This window comes from Erwinia sp. JH02 (genome assembly GCF_013074405.1).
In the GTDB taxonomy this organism is placed as follows: Bacteria; Pseudomonadota; Gammaproteobacteria; order Enterobacterales; family Enterobacteriaceae; genus Erwinia; species Erwinia rhapontici.
The window spans coordinates 685,717-701,293 of the sequence record NZ_JABANZ010000001.1 but is presented as its reverse complement, the minus strand read 5'-3'; the positions used below and the strand labels follow the sequence as shown (position 1 = coordinate 701,293).

Below are 15,577 nucleotides of genomic sequence, written 5' to 3'. Positions count from 1 at the left end.
CATCACTGTCGCCCTCATCATCATACTGTTAGTAATCAGTCATTCGCGTTCTGCGGAGCGGGGGTCCCGTCCTGAGTCATACGGTTCAGCAGGGGAGCTGTGAACATCATCAGTACAGCGATCACCCCAGTGACGATGCCGATTTTCAGGAACACATCACCATAAACGTGCAGCGACAGCAGCGGATCGGTAATGTTTTCTGGCACCGCCATCAGGTTGGCCACTTTACCGGCCACCATGGCAGCACCTGCGGTGGTCAGGAACCAGGAACCCATGATAAAGCCCATCAAACGCTGTGGAACCAACTGTGCCACCATCGCCAGGCCCAGACCAGAGATCATCAGTTCCCCAACGCTTTGCAGCGCGTAGCTGAGGATCAGCCAGTTGACGGAAACAATACCCAACTCGTTAGCCAGAGAGGCACCCAGCGGCAACACCAGGAAGGCTGCGGAGCACAGCACCATGCCCAGCGCAAACTTATGTGGCATCGGCAGGCGGTCGCCCATCTTGTTATAGATAGCGGCCAGCAACGGACTGAACACCATAATCCAGAAAGGATTCAGTGCCTGGAACTGCTCTGGCTGGAAAGTGATGCCCAGAATGCTGTGCTCGACGTTACGAATAGCGAAGAAGTTCAGCGAGGTGGGCATCTGCATATACAGCACGAAGAAGACGATAGCCTGTACCATCAGTACAAAAGCGACAATCATCTTGCGGCGCGCATGGCCTTTCAGTGCGAAGGTTTCTTTGGCAAACACCAGTACGATACCGACAGCGATCACGCCAAGTACCAGGCGGGCAATACCCTGGTTATGCAGCAACCAGGTTGCCAGGGTGATCATGACGACAATACCAACCAGCGTCATCAGCAATTTGCGAATGTCCAGCGGGGCAAAATCTGCTTTCGAACCGTGATTTTTCACCCATTTACGGAAGAACATAAAGTTCACCAGGGTGATCAGCATGCCGACAAATGACAGAGCAAATGCCGTACTCCAGCCAAACTCCGCCGCCAGCCACGGCGTGGCAAGCATAGAGAAGAAGGACCCGATATTAATCGCCATGTAATACATGGTGAACGCACCGTCGAGGCGCGGATCGTCTTTCTCATAGCAGGTAGACAGCAGAGACGACGGGTTAGCTTTAAACAGGCCATTACCCACGGCGATGGTCGCCATGCCGATATACACCAGGCTAATGTCGTGACCTGACCAGGCCACCAGCGCGTAGCCCAGCGCCAGCACCAGCGTGCCGAGCACGATAACGCGCTTGGTTCCCAGCACCTTATCGCCGAGCCATCCGCCAACGGCGACCAGTCCATACACCAGGGCGCTGAACGAAGCGAACAGGGTAATGGACTGCGCTTCTGACATCCCCAGCATTTTCACCAGGTAGACAGCCATAATCCCTTGCAGGCCGTAGTAACCGAAACGCTCCCATAACTCGATGGAGAAAATCAGATAAAACGATCGGGGTTGCTTGAACGCGTTGAGGCTTGCTACCTCAGGTTTCTTGTTTGCAGTTGACACTAGTACCTCTGAATGCTTGACCTGTTTCGTGACAGGAAATAAGTCGGCGTAACGCGGGACGTGCGCTCACCGTATAGTTATAAGATGGAAAAACGCCAAATAATTTCGCCGATTGCAGGCCTTGAGGCAAGCGTTATTTCAATATCGCTAACTGATGAAATAACAGTCTTAAATGAGTGGGCTTGCAGTTTACTTGTTTTATTGTGCTGATTTTGGTGATTTATGTGAATGATTGCACCAGTGGTTGTTGCGTGATCGTCCGATGGGCAGACAATAATTCTGGTGATGGCTTTTCTGGTTGTAACGTCTTCAATAAATAAATTTGTGAGATTTATTGACTGTTTTATAGGGTTTTATTAGTGATTGTTGGTTGTTGTATTACGGGTGTGTGGAGTGAATAACAGGTAAAGCCACTTTGTGTGATTTTAATCACAGAAGGTGTGATAATTTTTGTTGCAAAGCAACTGATAAGTTCCAAATGTTTTTTATTAATTGAACGTTCAATATAAAACGTCTACAATTAAGCTCATTCAATAGTTAAAACCGATGAAGCAATGCCAAAAATTGGAATGAAGGCGATTCGTCAGGCGCAGTTGATTAATGCGACGCTGACGGTAATTGACCGGGTCGGACTGGCAGATGCCAGTCTGGCATTAATAGCGAAAGAAGCCGGGGTTTCTACCGGGATTGTCAGCCACTATTTTGGCGACAAAAACGGTCTGCTCGACGCCTGTATGCGCCAGATCCTCTCTGACCTCTATGTAGCATTAGAGCACCATCGTCAGAAGGCGGCACCGGACCCTGCTGCGCAGATCCGCGCTATTATCGATGGCAATTTTGACGTTACACAGATTGCTGCGCCAGTGCTGAAAACCTGGCTGGTGTTTTGGGCTGACAGCCTGCATCAGCCAAATCTGCACCGCCTGCAACGCATGAACGATCGTCGCCTTTATTCCAATCTGACGGCGCATTTCCGCCGTGTTTTGCCTGAGGAACAGGCCCGTGCCGCAGGTGCATGTCTTGCGGCGCTGATTGATGGGGTGTGGCTGCGCATGACGCTGGCACCTCAGCCGATGGAACAGGGCCTGGATCAGGCCCGCATGCTTTGTTATCAAAATCTTGCGCTGTGGCTGAACAGCGCACCCACCCCCTGACAGGAGGAGACATGGCCGATATGAAACGCCGCGGTTTATACATCAACGGACGCGAAGTGCCTGGCAATGGCGAACTGTTCACCACCGTTAACCCTGCCAACGGCAATGTCCTGGCTGAAATAACCGCCGCCAGCCAGCAGGATATTGATGACGCTGTTGCTTCTGCACAAGCCGGCCAGCGTATCTGGCGTAGCTATACTCCGGTTGAACGCAGCCGCGTTCTGCTGAAGGCCGTTGCCCTGTTGCGCGAACGCAATCAGGAACTGGCCGAGCTGGAAACGGCCGATACCGGCAAACCGATCGGTGAAACCTCAGCCGTGGATATCGTCACCGGCGCGGATGTGCTGGAGTATTACGCCGGGCTGGCCGTCGCCGTCGAAGGCGAATCCATTCCGCTGCGTGACACCGCGCTGGTCTATACCCGCCGCGAGCCGCTGGGCGTCTGTGCTGGCATTGGTGCCTGGAACTATCCGATTCAGATTGCCCTGTGGAAAAGCGCACCTGCGCTGGCAACGGGCAACGCGATGATCTTCAAGCCGAGTGAAGTCACGCCTCTCAGCGTACTCGAACTGGCCAAAATCTTTACCGAAGCCGGGCTGCCGGATGGCGTGTTCAACGTCGTTCAGGGCGCTGCTGCCGTGGGTCAGGGGTTGAGTCAGCACACCGGGATTGCCAAAGTGTCCTTTACGGGTGAAGTGAACACCGGTAAACGCGTAATGGCCGATGCCGCACTGGCTAACCTGAAGTCTGTCACTATGGAGCTGGGCGGGAAGTCACCGCTGGTGGTGTTTGAGGACGCCGATCTGGAGCGTGCGGTCGACGGCGCGATGATGGCAAACTTCTACAGCAGCGGCCAGGTATGCACCAACGGAACGCGCGTGTTTGTCCAGCGTTCGCTGTTGCCTGCCTTTGAAAAACGTCTGCAAGAGAAAATGGCCGGGATCCACTGTGGTGACCCGACCGACCCGGCGGTCAACTTTGGCCCGCTGGTGAGTGAAGGGCATTGCCAGAAAGTGGTCTCGTATCTGGAGATCGGTAAACAAGAAGGGGCGCGTCTGCTGGCTGGCGGTTCACGTATTACCGAAGGTCCACTGGCGAAAGGGTGTTACGTGCAGCCAACGGTCTTTACCGACTGCACCGACGACATGCGTATCGTGCGTGAAGAGATCTTTGGCCCTGTTATGAGCATCCTGGTGTTTGACGATGAAGACGAAGTCATCAAGCGCGCCAATGATACCGAGTACGGTCTGGCGGCCGGGGTGTTTACCACTTCACTGAATCGCGCACATCGGGTGATCCATCAGCTGGAAGCCGGTATCTGCTGGGTAAACAGCTGGGGCGAGTCACCTGCACCGATGCCTGTTGGCGGCTATAAGCAGTCGGGCGTAGGGCGTGAAAATGGTCTGGAAACGCTGCATCACTACACCAGAACCAAATCTATTCTGATCGAGATGGGTGAGTATCCATCCGCGTTCTGATTTTTCGCCGCGGCGTGCGCGTCGCGGCAATATTTCCGGAGGTTTAATGCAGAAATTTGACTATATCATTATTGGTGCGGGTTCAGCAGGCAACGTGCTGGCAACCCGTTTGACTGAGGATGCTGACGTATCGGTACTGTTACTGGAAGCAGGCGGCAAAGATCACCGCTGGGACTTCCGTACCCAAATGCCAGCCGCTTTGGCTTATCCACTGCAGGGTAAACGCTACAACTGGGCATTTGAAACCGATCCTGAACCTCATATGGATAACCGCCGTATGGAGTGCGGACGCGGCAAAGGCCTTGGCGGTTCTTCACTGATCAACGGTATGTGTTACATCCGTGGTAACGCGATGGACTACGACAACTGGGCGAGCAAACCCGGTCTGGAAAACTGGTCCTATCTGAACTGCCTGCCGTATTTCCGTCGTGCGGAAAAGCGCGATATCGGAGAAAACGACTGGCACGGTGGTGACGGTTATCTCAGCGTCACCACGCCGAAAAAAGGCAATAATCCGCTCTATCGCGCCTTTATTGATGCCGCCCAGCAGGCAGGACATCATGAAACCGACGATCTTAACGGATATCGCCAGGACGGCTTTGGCCCAATGGACCGCACCGTGACCGCCAAAGGCCGTCGTTCCAGCACCGCGCGCGGCTATCTGGATGTGGCCAAAACGCGTCAGAACCTGACCATTGTTACCCATGCGCAGACCGACCGTATTCTGTTCAGCGGCAAAACCGCCACGGGTGTCACCTGGCTGCGTAACGGTAAACAAGAGCAGGCGGAAGCCCGCCGTGAAGTGCTGCTGTGTGCCGGGGCGATCAACTCGCCGCAGATCCTGCAACGTTCGGGCGTTGGGCCGGAAGAGTGGCTGCGTGAGCTGGATATCGAGGTGGTTCATGCACTCCCAGGCGTCGGGCGCAACTTACAGGATCACCTGGAAGTTTACATGCAGTACGGCTGTAAAAAACCGGTCAGCCTGTATCCTGCCTTGCAGTGGTGGAATCAGCCCGCTATCGGTGCTGAGTGGCTGTTCAACGGCACGGGTGTAGGTGCCAGCAACCAGTTTGAAGCGGGCGGGTTTATCCGCAGTGACGATCAGCCAGACTGGCCCGATCTGCAATACCATTTCCTTCCGGTAGCGATTAACTACAACGGCAGCAGCCCGGTGAAACAGCATGGTTTCCAGGCTCACGTCGGCCCGATGCGCTCTATGAGCCGTGGCCGTATCAAGCTGACATCCAAACACCCGTATGCTGCGCCATCGATCTTCTTCAACTATATGTCGGAAGAGCGTGACTGGGTGGAGTTCCGTAACGCAGTGCGTCTGACGCGCGAGATTATGCGTCAGCCAGCGCTGGCCGAATATTGCGGTGAAGAGTTGCAGCCCGGGATCAACGTGCAGAGCGATGAGGAGATCGACGCCTTTATCCGTGAGCATGCGGAAACCGCCTATCACCCCTGTGGTAGCTGCGCGATGGGTACCGATGCGATGGCCGTGGTGGATGCAGAAGGGCGCGTGCACGGCATGAACAGCCTGCGTGTGGTCGATGCGTCGATTATGCCGCAGATTGTCACGGGCAACCTGAATGCCCCAACGGTGATGATTGCGGAGAAAATATCTGACGCCATTCGCGGCAAAGCGCCATTACCGCTGTCAGAAGCGGATTACTATCAGTTAAGCCGTTAATACGATGTGGGCTGACCGAAACAGAAGGTCAGCCCCGACGTTTGCTGTAGGGCGACTTTTCGTTTCGGTCGCCCCGTAACCAAAATCGTTACTCGAAGTAAACCTCAGGGTTTTCCGACAACAGAACAAACTCCTTCGTGTCTTTCTCCAGTGCGCGAATAGCACCACTTTCAATGTCATACACCCAGCCGTGTAGCCGCAGCGCATTGTTGCGCAGTCCTACGGCGACCGAGGGGTGAGTTTTAATATTATTTAATTGCGCAATGACATTTTCCTGCACCATCGCATTCACTTTGTCTTCTTCAGTGGCATAGGTCTTTTTCTCGACCACGGCTTTCGCCGCATCAGAATAGTGCAGCCAGTGCGCTACGGCAGGCATCGGATCAAGGCACTGACAGGTGGCAATCGCCTTCATTGCACCGCAGTTGGAGTGGCCGCAAATCACGATATCCGTCACACCCAGCGCCACCACGGCATATTCGATAGTGGCAGACACGCCGCCAGGCTCAGGCCCGAATGACGGCACGATGTTACCTGCGTTACGAATCACGAAGAGTTGTCCCGGGTCCTGCTGGGTGACCAGTTCCGGCACCAGGCGGCTGTCGGAGCAGGAGATAAACAGCGCTTTGGGATTCTGGCTTGAAGCAAGGCTGCGGAAAAGTTCTTTTTGCTCGGGGAAAATGTCTTTCTGGAAGTTGAGGAAACCTTCAATGATATGTTGCATAGCACTCTCTCTATCCTGGATTATGGCCGCGAACCACGTCAGGGAACGGGCCGATAATAGTCATAAAATGATATTGTTATGAGGGTCAGAAGGCATTTTTAAGACGTCTGGTCATTCTACTTTAGCATCAAATTCACAAAGATCTTCAATCAGGCAGGAGCCGCAGCGCGGTTTACGCGCAATGCAGGTGTAGCGGCCATGCAAGATCAGCCAGTGGTGGCAGTCGACCATAAACGCTTTCGGCACCACCTTCAGCAGCTTCTCTTCCACCTGTTCCACGTTTTTGCCAGGTGCAAAACGGGTGCGATTACAGACGCGGAAAATATGCGTGTCGACGGCGATAGTCGGCCAGCCAAAGGCGGTATTTAATACGACGTTGGCCGTCTTACGCCCAACGCCGGGTAACGCTTCCAGTGCCTCACGACTCTCCGGCACTTCACCGCCATGCTGTTCCAGCAGAATCCGGCAGGTCTTTATCACGTTCTCAGCCTTGCTGTTAAACAGGCCGATGGTCTTGATGTACTCTTTCACCCCATCGACACCCAGCGCCAGAATGGCGGCAGGCGTATTAGCAACCGGGTAGAGTTTTGCCGTGGCTTTATTCACGCTGACATCGGTAGCCTGCGCAGACAGCAGAACCGAAATCAGCAGTTCAAAAGGAGAGGTGAACATCAGTTCCGTGGTGGGATGCGGGTTGTTATCCCGCAGCCGGGTCAAAATTTCCTGACGCTTTTCCTTATTCACAGCACACCTGTTGTTTTTCCATCCGGCAACGCCTGCGCTTCTCTTTCAGCCTTCAGGGCGGCACGTTGTTTCATTTTATTATCAATCAGATACTTAGCGGCCAGCAGCATGCCCAGACCGATAAAAGCACCCGGCGGCAGCATCGCCAGCAGCATCGGGGAATCAAAGTGGACAACCTCAATGCGCATCACTTTCGCCCAGGGGCCGAGCAGTTGATCCGCACCGTTAAAGAGGGTGCCGTTACCGATGATTTCGCGAATCGAACCCAGCACCACCATCACGCTGGTGGCCCCCAGGCCGATGGCCATGCCATCCAGGGCCGAGAGCGGAATACTGCTTTTCGATGCCACCGCTTCCGCACGTCCAACGACAATGCAGTTGGTGACGATCAGCGGGATAAAGATCCCCAGCGACTGATAAAGGCCGTAAGCATAGGCATTGATCAACATCTGCACGCAGCTCACCACCGCAGCGATAATCATCACGTAAATAGGAATACGTATTTCAGAGGGCACCCAGCGGCGCGAAAGCGAAATTCCGCTATTGGTGCAGGTCAGTACCAGCGTGGTTGCCAGACCGAGGCCGAGCGCATTTGTCGCCGTTGAGGTCACGGCCAGCAGCGGGCACAGGCCCAGCAACTGAACCAGCGCTGAGTTATTCTTCCACAGCCCGCCGACCAGCAGGGTTTTGGCTTCACTCATTGGACTCTCCACAAGGTGGCAGCGAAGAAAGCTGCTCCGGTAAGGTTTCAATATACAACGTTGTGCGCTTAACCGCATTCACCACGGCGCGTGGGGTAATGGTGGCACCCGTAAACTGGTCAAACTCACCCCCGTCTTTTTTCACTGCGAACTGGCTGTCATCGGCGCCTTTTACCTGTTTGCCGTTGAAGCTGTTGATCCAGTCGGAAATGCGTAGCTCAATTTTATCGCCCAGACCCGGCGTTTCGTGGTGTTCGACCACGCGTGTGCCGTAAACCGTGCCGGTAAAACTGGCGCCAACAATCATCTGAATATTACCCGAATAGCCATCGGGAGCGGTGGTTTCAACGGCTACGGCAACCGGTTTATCGCCTTTACGCGCCAGATAAAGATGGTGCGGACTGGCATTACCCAGGGCCGGATTACTGACGATATAGCACTCCTGCTGAATGTGGTTATCATACAGCTCCGGCGGCACCACCTGGTCCAGCAATACTTTCTGCTGTAACGCAGTCTGATGAGCAATCGTCGGTTTGGTGACCGTGTTGACCACCGCCGTCAGCCCGGTAGTGATAGCGGCAAACACGGCCAGCGTGACACCGTTTTTACGAATGGCATCCAGCATTATTTATCCTTCCGATGGCCGTAAACGCGCGGCTGCGTGTAGTAATCGATCAACGGTACGCAGATGTTGGCCAGCAGCACGGCAAACGCCACGCCATCCGGGTAACCCCCGAAACTGCGGATCAGCCATACCAGCAGGCCAATTAATGCGCCATAGATCAGCCGGCCTTTGTTCGTGGTTGAGGCGGTGACCGGGTCAGTGGCAATAAAGAACGCGCCAAGCATGGTCGCACCGGACAACAGATGAATGACGGGAGACACCAGACTGTGCGGAGAAATTAACCAGCCCAGGGTGGCACAAAACGCCAGCGAGATCAGCATCCCTGCCGGGATATGCCAGCGGATGCTGCGGGTGCAAAGCAGGAAAACACCGCCCAGCAGATAACCGACGTTCACCCATTGCCAGCCCAGCCCGGCCAGTACGCCGCTGTAAATCGGCTGCGCCAGCAGCTGTTCTGCGCTGTGCCCGGCGCGCAGTCCGGTCTTGAAGGTATCCAGTGGCGTTGCCTGGCTGACCCCGTCAATCCCCACCTGCAACTGCTGCATGGTGTGACCATCCAGCGTATGGAAATGGAAGATCATGCTCAGGGTGTCACCGAGGCTCGGTGTCATCCCCTGTAGACTGTCCGGCGGCAACCAACTGGTCATCTGCACCGGGAAGGAGATCAACAGCACCACATATCCGACCATAGCCGGGTTAAACGGGTTCTGCCCAAGACCACCGTAAAGCTGCTTGGAAATCACTACGGCAAACAGCGTACCGATCACAATCACCCACCAGGGCGCCAGCGAAGGAATGCTGATGCCCAACAGCAGGGCAGTGAGCAGCGCAGAATTATCTTTCAGTGTGTCTGCCAGCGGCAGTTTGCGCAGGCGCAGTATGGCGGCTTCAGCACCGATGGCAGCGATGGCAGCAATCAGGACCTGAATCAGGTTACCCCAGCCAAAATAGTACCACTGTGCCACCATGCCAGGCACGGCGGCAATCAGCACCAGCAGCATAATGGTGCTGGTGCTGCGGCGGTTGTGGGTGTAAGGCGAACTTGCAATACGAAAAGCCATTTAATCCTCTTGCTGCGTTGAAGGCTGCTGCGATTTACGCGCTTTCACGCGCGCAATGGCCGCTGCCACCGCCGCTTTACGTGCATCATCTGAAGCGGCAGGCGCTTCACTCTCTTCTGTTTTCACTGACTCTGCGGTCTGCGCGGCTTTCTTCGCTTTTGCCCGGGCAATGGCGGCCTCAATAGCCGCTTTGCGCGCATCCACCACCGGTTCAGCCGACGGCGATTCGGCTTCAGCGGGTTGTGCTGCGCTGGCAGTGGCCTGCGCAGCTTTCTTCGCTTTTGCGCGGGCAATGGCGGCCTCAATAGCCGCTTTGCGTGCATCCACCACCGGTTCAGCCGACGGCGATTCGGCTTCAGCGGGTTGTGCTGCGCTGGCGGTGGCCTGCGCGGCTTTCTTCGCTTTTGCCCGTGCAATGGCGGCTTCTACTGCCGCTTTGCGTGCATCCACCACCGGTTCAGCCGACGGCGATTCGGCTTCAGCGGGGTCTGCTGCACTGGCAGTTGCCTGCGCGGCTTTCTTCGCTTTTGCGCGGGCAATGGCGGCTTCTACTGCCGCTTTGCGTGCATCCACCACCGGTTCAGCGGCAGGGGGTTCGGCTTCAGCAGGTTCCGCTGCGCTGGCGGTGGCCTGCGTGGCCTTTTTCGCTTTTGCCCGTGCAATGGCGGCTTCTACTGCCGCTTTACGCGGATCGTCAGTCTGGCGGGTAACGGGTTCGCTGCTGGCCTGTTCTTCCACCTGGCGGGCATGGGCTTCCGCCTGACGCGCTTCCCGCTGCGCCTGTTTTGCTGCCTGATTTGCAGCATCCTGGCCGGATGTTTCAGCCTGCTTCGCTTTGACTCGCTCGCGTGCCGCGCTGATCGCATCGGCGTCACTGGCGGCTACGCTGCGTTTTGCCTGTTGATGTTTGGCATCGCGCGCGGCTTTTTCACGTTCAAGGCGAAGCTGGCGTGCTTCAAAACGGCTCTTCGCCAGCGCATTACGTTCGGCCTCCTGGTCAATAGCCAGGATCTCCGCTTTCTCCTGACGGTAATACTGTACCAACGGGATATTACTCGGGCAGACGTAAGCGCAGGCACCGCACTCAATACAGTCAGCAATATTATGTTCACGCGCTTTATCGTGATCGCCGCCCCGGCTGTACCAGTAAAGTTGCTGCGGTAACAGGGCTGCCGGGCAGGCATCGGCACAGGCGCTGCAACGGATGCAGCCCTGTTCCGGTTCGTTCTGGCCCATTTCGCTGGCGGCGGGCGCGAGAATACAGTTGGTGATCTTCACCACGGGCACATCCAGCGTTGGCAGGGTAAAGCCCATTAATGGGCCGCCCATCACCACCATCTGCTCTGCACCCGGCATAAAATCAGCCTGTTGCAACAGATGGCTGATGGGGGTGCCGAGACGCGCCCAGACATTGCCCGGCTTTGCCACAGACTCACCGGTCAGGGTGACCACGCGTTCGGTCAGTGCTTCACCGTCGACAATGGCGCGCTTAACGGCAAAAGCGGTGCCGACGTTTTGCATCAGTACGCCGATATCGGTTGAACGACCACCGTGCGGCACTTCCTTCCCGGTCAGAATTTTTGTGAGCTGTTTGGCACCGCCTGAGGGGTACTTGGTCGGGATCACCCGGATATGCAAATCCGTGGCGCTGCCTAACGCCTGCTTAAGCGCGGCAATCGCCTCGGGTTTATTATCCTCGATGCCGATTAAGACCTGCTCTGCCTGCAGGATCCACGCGAGGATGCGGCTGCCTTCCAGCACGTCATCGGCACAGTCCTGCATCAGACGGTCATCGGCGGTGATATAAGGCTCGCACTCGGCGGCGTTGATGATCAGCGTGTTTACACCCCGCAGGCCACCTTTCAGTTTTGTCGCCGTAGGGAAACCCGCGCCGCCAAGACCGGCAACGCCAGCCTGATGGACTTTCTCTACCAGGATACTGCGTTCCACGCTGCGATAATCGCTCAGGGTTTGCTTATCCACCCAGAGGTCTTCACCATCAGGGGTAATAAACAGGCACATTTCAGCCAGCGCCGACGGATGGGCCGTCATATGTGGCGCAATCTTCGTGACAGTACCCGACGTCGGCGCGTGGATCGGTAACATGCGGCCGTTGCCGAAGGTCAGCGGTTGCCCGCGCAGCACCTTATCGCCCGGACGCACGCCAATCTCGCCTTCATGGCCAATATGCTGCTTCAGGGGCAGAATAAATTGCGCAGGTAACGGCAGGTGACGCAGCGGCACGCCATTAGACTGGGTTTTCATCTCCGGTGGATGAATGCCACCTTCGAAATCCCAGAGCCGATCTTTTTTAAAGAAATTAAGCAGGTTAAACATGACTTTCTACAGGAATAACCCGGATTGGGATGGTGTTGAGATCCCATTTCCAGTTAGCAGTGGTAGTCGCAACCGGACGCATCTCAATGCAGTCGGTCGGGCAGGGGGCAACGCACAGATCGCAGCCGGTACAGACGTCGCTTAACACGGTGTGCATCGCGCGCGTGGCACCGACAATGGCATCAACCGGGCAGGCCTGAATACATTTGGTACAACCGATACAGTTGGCTTCGTCAATCCAGGCCACTTTGCGTTCCGGCTCCGTGGGCATTTCATCGCCCAACGGTTGAGGATCAACATTAAGCAGCGCCGCCAGCTTAAGCATGGTCTGCTCGCCGCCGGGAGCACATTTATTGATCATCTCACCGTTATTGCCCACGGCGTCCGCGTAGGGACGGCAGCCAGGGTAACCGCACTGGCCGCACTGGCTTTGTGGCAGAATCGCATCGATCTGCTCAACAATCGGATCTTCTTCCACTTTGAAACGGCGCGAGGCATACCCCAGCAGTCCACCGAAAACCAGACTGAGCGCACTTAACACGGCAATCGCTATCCAAATCGCACTCATCAGAACTTGACCAACCCGCTAAAGCCCATAAATGCCAGCGCCATCAGTCCGGCGGTGATCAGTGCAATGGAAGAGCCTTTAAACGGTGCCGGGACATCGGCCAGCACCAGGCGCTCGCGGATACCGGCGAACAGCACCATCACCAGAGAGAAGCCCAGTGAAGCACTGAAACCGTAAAGCGCGGCCTGAAGGAAAGTATGATTAAGATTAACGCTTAACAGCGGCACGCCAAGCACGGCACAGTTAGTGGTGATCAGCGGCAGGAAAATGCCTAACAGGCGATAAAGGTCAGGACTGGTCTTACGCACCACCATCTCGGTGAACTGCACCACCACGGCGATCACCAGGATATACGCCATGGTACGCAGATAGACGAGGTCCAGCGGCAGCAGGATCAGATGGTTCACCAGCCAGGCGCAAATGGAGGCCAGTGTGATGACGAATGTCGTGGCGAGTCCCATGCCAATTGCCGTTTCCAGTTTTTTGGAAACGCCCATAAAGGGACAGAGGCCGAGAAACTTCACTAAAACGAAGTTATTCACCAGCACTGTGCCAATAAAAAGAAGCAGGTATTCGGTCATTGATACGCCTGAAAATATAGAGAAAGCCGCTTATTATCAGGCATTGCGTGCCTGACCACAACCGCTCCGGGTCTGTGGGTTTTTAATAGCGCACTCAGGATTAAATTTATGACGCTTTTTTCGACATCAGGGTGCGATAAAAGTGTTTTTAACCCGCTGAGAACGCTTGAAATAGGGCACAAACACGCTGGCCGCCAGCAGAGCGAGCAGCAAGCTGTTGACCACCGCGCTGTCTTCCACTGGAGCGAAGAGAAAGGCCTTAAGCGCCAGTAGCACGTTGATCAACAGCCAGATAATGTAATGGCGCGGCAGGCGCGGAGAACGCTTGCAGAACATCCAGATAATCCAGGTACTGTAGCTCAGCATCAGTATTGTCGTCAGCAGGAAGGCCCCCCACAGCAACAGCGCAGACGATGGCAGATTGGTTAACGCACTGCGAAAGGCTGGGCCAATCAGTCCGCCCCCATAGATTATCAACACCAGAATCATGTTCATGACGACTAACACCAGCCAGGTCAACGGCACAAAAAGCCAGCCACCGAGGCGCGGTTTAGAATTAACAGGCACAGATTGTCCTTATTCAGCCAGAGACGGCAAAGCGCGCATTGCACAGAGCCCTACGCATGATGAGGAGGATTATACGGAATATCGCGCTTAAGGTCATCAGGACGATAATCAACTGCCGGACTACACCACGTAGTGCCAGACCGTTTTCGGGACGCAGCCGAGGTCGAACAGGCGTCCGCCGGAGGCCAGCTCCGCCCGACGATGGTCGGCGGCGCGGTACATCTTGATAATATCGCTGTCATCGGTCAGGGAGTAATTCAAATGGTCAAAGAGTTTTTCCAGCGTCTCCAGAGAATTAACTTTGCGAAATTTTAACAAATAGTCTTGAACGGTCATTGCGGTCAGCCAGCGACAGAATAATGAGTCGCTGATTATATGTTGCAGAGAAAAAGATTCCACGTTGTTTCGGCTTTGTAATATAAAAATCAGAAAATTCAGCATTCCTTCTAAGCCATACGCAATACGGCACCGGCGGGCAGCTGGTTTTACGCGACAGATTAAACTGTGCAGCAGCTCACAAATCTGCTGTTTGATCGGGGATGAACGGAAGGGGAGTACGGGTGACAGAACTTCACGCGGTATTGTAATCGCTTCCAAATGCTTCTGGCGCAACCGCTTATGTTTATTACAGTTATTTAACCTTCTTTTGGCGCCCTGTGCGCGTTTTTTCCATATCGATTAGCACAGAAACAGATCGGTCTTGTCGCGTAAGCTATTTGATTTGTTGAATTTTGTGAGCATTGTCGTAAATGTTTTGCGGTGAATAGTCCAGGCTTTAGTGGCTCTTAACCCTATACGATAAAATCCCATCAGAGGAAAAATGATCATGTGGAAGCGTTTACTCTTAACCACTCTCATCAGTGCCAGCCTGTCTGCACCGGCACTGGCCGAATCCATGACCGTTGGATTCTCACAGGTTGGCTCTGAATCGGGCTGGCGCGCAGCAGAAACCAGCGTAGCAAAAAGTGAGGCTCAGAAACGCGGCATTACGCTGAAAATCGCGGACGGCCAGCAAAAACAAGAGAATCAAATCAAAGCTGTACGCTCCTTTATCGCTCAGGGCGTTGACGCAATATTTATTGCGCCCGTCGTTCAGACAGGCTGGGAGCCGGTGCTCTCGGAAGCCAAAGACGCCAAAATTCCGGTCTTCCTGCTCGATCGTGCCATCGTCGTCAAAGATAAATCGCTCTATCAGGCCGTCGTCACCGCCGATAACGTTTACGAAGGTAAGTTGATCGGTGACTGGCTGGTCAAACATCAGGCAGGCAAACCCTGTAACGTCGTAGAGCTGCAAGGCACGGTGGGTGCCAGCGTGGCCATTGACCGTAAAAAAGGCTTTGCTGAAGCCATTGCTAACACACCCAATATTAAAGTGATCCGCTCGCAGTCCGGTGACTTTACCCGTAGCAAAGGGAAAGAGGTCATGGAAAGCTTTATTAAGGCAGAAAACAACGGCAAGAATATCTGCATGGTTTACGCCCATAACGATGATATGGCGATTGGTGCCATTCAGGCTATTAAAGAAGCCGGACTTAAACCGGGTAAAGATATTTTAACCGGATCGATTGATGGCGTGCCGGATATTTATAAAGCGATGCTGGCAGGTGAGGCAAATGCCAACGTGGAGCTGACGCCAAATATGGCGGGGCCGGCGTTTGATGCGCTGGAAAAACTGAAAAAAGACGGCACCATGCCGCCAAAAATTATCAAAACTGAAACGAAACTTTTCCTGCCAGCCGATGCTCAGGCACAGCTGGACACCAAAAAAGGGATGGGTTACTGATCCCCTCACCGCCCCTTTCGGGGCGGTTTACT

General features: G+C 54.8%; 15 protein-coding genes. 4 read left to right on the top strand and 11 right to left on the bottom strand.

Annotated elements, in window-relative coordinates; genetic code table 11:
- Window positions 1-35 precede the first annotated feature (35 nt).
- On the bottom strand, window positions 36-1,529 hold the full coding sequence (gene dtpA, locus HHI26_RS03200) for a dipeptide/tripeptide permease DtpA (RefSeq protein ID WP_133845210.1): 1,494 nt from the start codon (window positions 1,527-1,529) through the stop codon (window positions 36-38).
- A 554-nt stretch (window positions 1,530-2,083) separates the two neighbouring features.
- On the opposite strand from dtpA, the gene betI reads away from it, so the two are divergent.
- Genes betI through betA form a run of 3 tightly spaced genes read left to right on the top strand, consistent with a single transcriptional unit; the run spans window position 2,084 to window position 5,854 of the window.
- Complete coding sequence (betI, locus tag HHI26_RS03195; protein ID WP_133845208.1) at window positions 2,084-2,683, top strand: transcriptional regulator BetI; 600 nt, start codon at window positions 2,084-2,086, stop codon at window positions 2,681-2,683.
- Window positions 2,684-2,703: 20 nt separating this feature from the next.
- Window positions 2,704-4,161: a betaine-aldehyde dehydrogenase gene (betB, locus tag HHI26_RS03190; RefSeq protein WP_133845461.1), complete on the top strand. Its 1,458-nt coding sequence runs from the start codon at window positions 2,704-2,706 to the stop codon at window positions 4,159-4,161.
- Window positions 4,162-4,207: 46 nt separating this feature from the next.
- Window positions 4,208-5,854 carry a choline dehydrogenase gene (gene betA / locus HHI26_RS03185; protein ID WP_133845206.1) on the top strand — a complete coding sequence of 549 codons (1,647 nt, stop codon included), beginning with the start codon at window positions 4,208-4,210 and terminating at the stop codon, window positions 5,852-5,854.
- Window positions 5,855-5,942: 88 nt separating this feature from the next.
- Here the strand turns inward: betA and HHI26_RS03180 are convergent, their stop codons facing one another.
- From HHI26_RS03180 to ydgT, 10 genes are all read right to left on the bottom strand, one after another.
- Window positions 5,943-6,578 carry a carbonic anhydrase gene (locus HHI26_RS03180; RefSeq protein WP_133845205.1) on the bottom strand — a complete coding sequence of 212 codons (636 nt, stop codon included), beginning with the start codon at window positions 6,576-6,578 and terminating at the stop codon, window positions 5,943-5,945.
- 111 nt (window positions 6,579-6,689) lie between these two features.
- Window positions 6,690-7,322, bottom strand: coding sequence for an endonuclease III (nth, locus tag HHI26_RS03175; RefSeq protein WP_133845203.1), 633 nt, complete (start codon window positions 7,320-7,322; stop codon window positions 6,690-6,692).
- A complete protein-coding gene (locus HHI26_RS03170) occupies window positions 7,319-8,023 on the bottom strand; it encodes an electron transport complex subunit E (protein WP_133845201.1) in 705 nt (234 codons plus the stop codon). The genes nth and HHI26_RS03170 overlap by 4 nt, the downstream gene beginning before the upstream one ends.
- Entirely contained in the window at window positions 8,016-8,648 is a 633-nt protein-coding gene (gene rsxG / locus HHI26_RS03165) for an electron transport complex subunit RsxG (RefSeq protein WP_133845199.1), read from the bottom strand. The genes HHI26_RS03170 and rsxG overlap by 8 nt, the downstream gene beginning before the upstream one ends.
- The gene (gene rsxD, locus HHI26_RS03160) at window positions 8,648-9,709 is read right to left on the bottom strand and encodes an electron transport complex subunit RsxD (protein WP_167864611.1); all 1,062 of its coding nucleotides are present in this window, start codon (window positions 9,707-9,709) and stop codon (window positions 8,648-8,650) included. The genes rsxG and rsxD overlap by 1 nt, the downstream gene beginning before the upstream one ends.
- Entirely contained in the window at window positions 9,710-12,046 is a 2,337-nt protein-coding gene (rsxC, locus tag HHI26_RS03155) for an electron transport complex subunit RsxC (RefSeq protein ID WP_171148575.1), read from the bottom strand.
- Window positions 12,039-12,614 (bottom strand): electron transport complex subunit RsxB, encoded by a 576-nt coding sequence (gene rsxB, locus HHI26_RS03150; RefSeq protein WP_133845193.1) that lies wholly within the window; start codon window positions 12,612-12,614, stop codon window positions 12,039-12,041. The genes rsxC and rsxB overlap by 8 nt, the downstream gene beginning before the upstream one ends.
- A complete protein-coding gene (gene rsxA, locus HHI26_RS03145; protein ID WP_133845191.1) occupies window positions 12,614-13,195 on the bottom strand; it encodes an electron transport complex subunit RsxA in 582 nt (193 codons plus the stop codon). The genes rsxB and rsxA overlap by 1 nt, the downstream gene beginning before the upstream one ends.
- A gap of 126 nt (window positions 13,196-13,321) precedes the next feature.
- Window positions 13,322-13,762: a DUF2569 domain-containing protein gene (locus HHI26_RS03140; RefSeq protein ID WP_133845189.1), complete on the bottom strand. Its 441-nt coding sequence runs from the start codon at window positions 13,760-13,762 to the stop codon at window positions 13,322-13,324.
- Window positions 13,763-13,882: 120 nt separating this feature from the next.
- Window positions 13,883-14,098 (bottom strand): transcription modulator YdgT, encoded by a 216-nt coding sequence (gene ydgT, locus HHI26_RS03135; RefSeq protein WP_159337200.1) that lies wholly within the window; start codon window positions 14,096-14,098, stop codon window positions 13,883-13,885.
- Window positions 14,099-14,588: 490 nt separating this feature from the next.
- On the opposite strand from ydgT, the gene ytfQ reads away from it, so the two are divergent.
- Window positions 14,589-15,545 carry a galactofuranose ABC transporter, galactofuranose-binding protein YtfQ gene (gene ytfQ / locus HHI26_RS03130; RefSeq protein WP_133845185.1) on the top strand — a complete coding sequence of 319 codons (957 nt, stop codon included), beginning with the start codon at window positions 14,589-14,591 and terminating at the stop codon, window positions 15,543-15,545.
- Window positions 15,546-15,577 lie beyond the last annotated feature (32 nt).

Excerpts from the sequence above, each read along its gene's own strand:
- betI (WP_133845208.1), top strand. The coding sequence starts at position 2,084 with ATGCCAAAAATTGGAATGAAGGCGATTCGTCAGGCGCAGTTGATTAAT.
- betB (WP_133845461.1), top strand. The coding sequence starts at position 2,704 with ATGAAACGCCGCGGTTTATACATCAACGGACGCGAAGTGCCTGGCAAT.
- betA (WP_133845206.1), top strand. The coding sequence starts at position 4,208 with ATGCAGAAATTTGACTATATCATTATTGGTGCGGGTTCAGCAGGCAAC.
- HHI26_RS03180 (WP_133845205.1), bottom strand. The coding sequence starts at position 6,578 with ATGCAACATATCATTGAAGGTTTCCTCAACTTCCAGAAAGACATTTTC.
- HHI26_RS03170 (WP_133845201.1), bottom strand. The coding sequence starts at position 8,023 with ATGAGTGAAGCCAAAACCCTGCTGGTCGGCGGGCTGTGGAAGAATAAC.
- rsxG (WP_133845199.1), bottom strand. The coding sequence starts at position 8,648 with ATGCTGGATGCCATTCGTAAAAACGGTGTCACGCTGGCCGTGTTTGCC.
- rsxD (WP_167864611.1), bottom strand. The coding sequence starts at position 9,709 with ATGGCTTTTCGTATTGCAAGTTCGCCTTACACCCACAACCGCCGCAGC.
- rsxC (WP_171148575.1), bottom strand. The coding sequence starts at position 12,046 with ATGTTTAACCTGCTTAATTTCTTTAAAAAAGATCGGCTCTGGGATTTC.
- rsxB (WP_133845193.1), bottom strand. The coding sequence starts at position 12,614 with ATGAGTGCGATTTGGATAGCGATTGCCGTGTTAAGTGCGCTCAGTCTG.
- rsxA (WP_133845191.1), bottom strand. The coding sequence starts at position 13,195 with ATGACCGAATACCTGCTTCTTTTTATTGGCACAGTGCTGGTGAATAAC.
- ydgT (WP_159337200.1), bottom strand. The coding sequence starts at position 14,098 with ATGACCGTTCAAGACTATTTGTTAAAATTTCGCAAAGTTAATTCTCTG.
- ytfQ (WP_133845185.1), top strand. The coding sequence starts at position 14,589 with ATGTGGAAGCGTTTACTCTTAACCACTCTCATCAGTGCCAGCCTGTCT.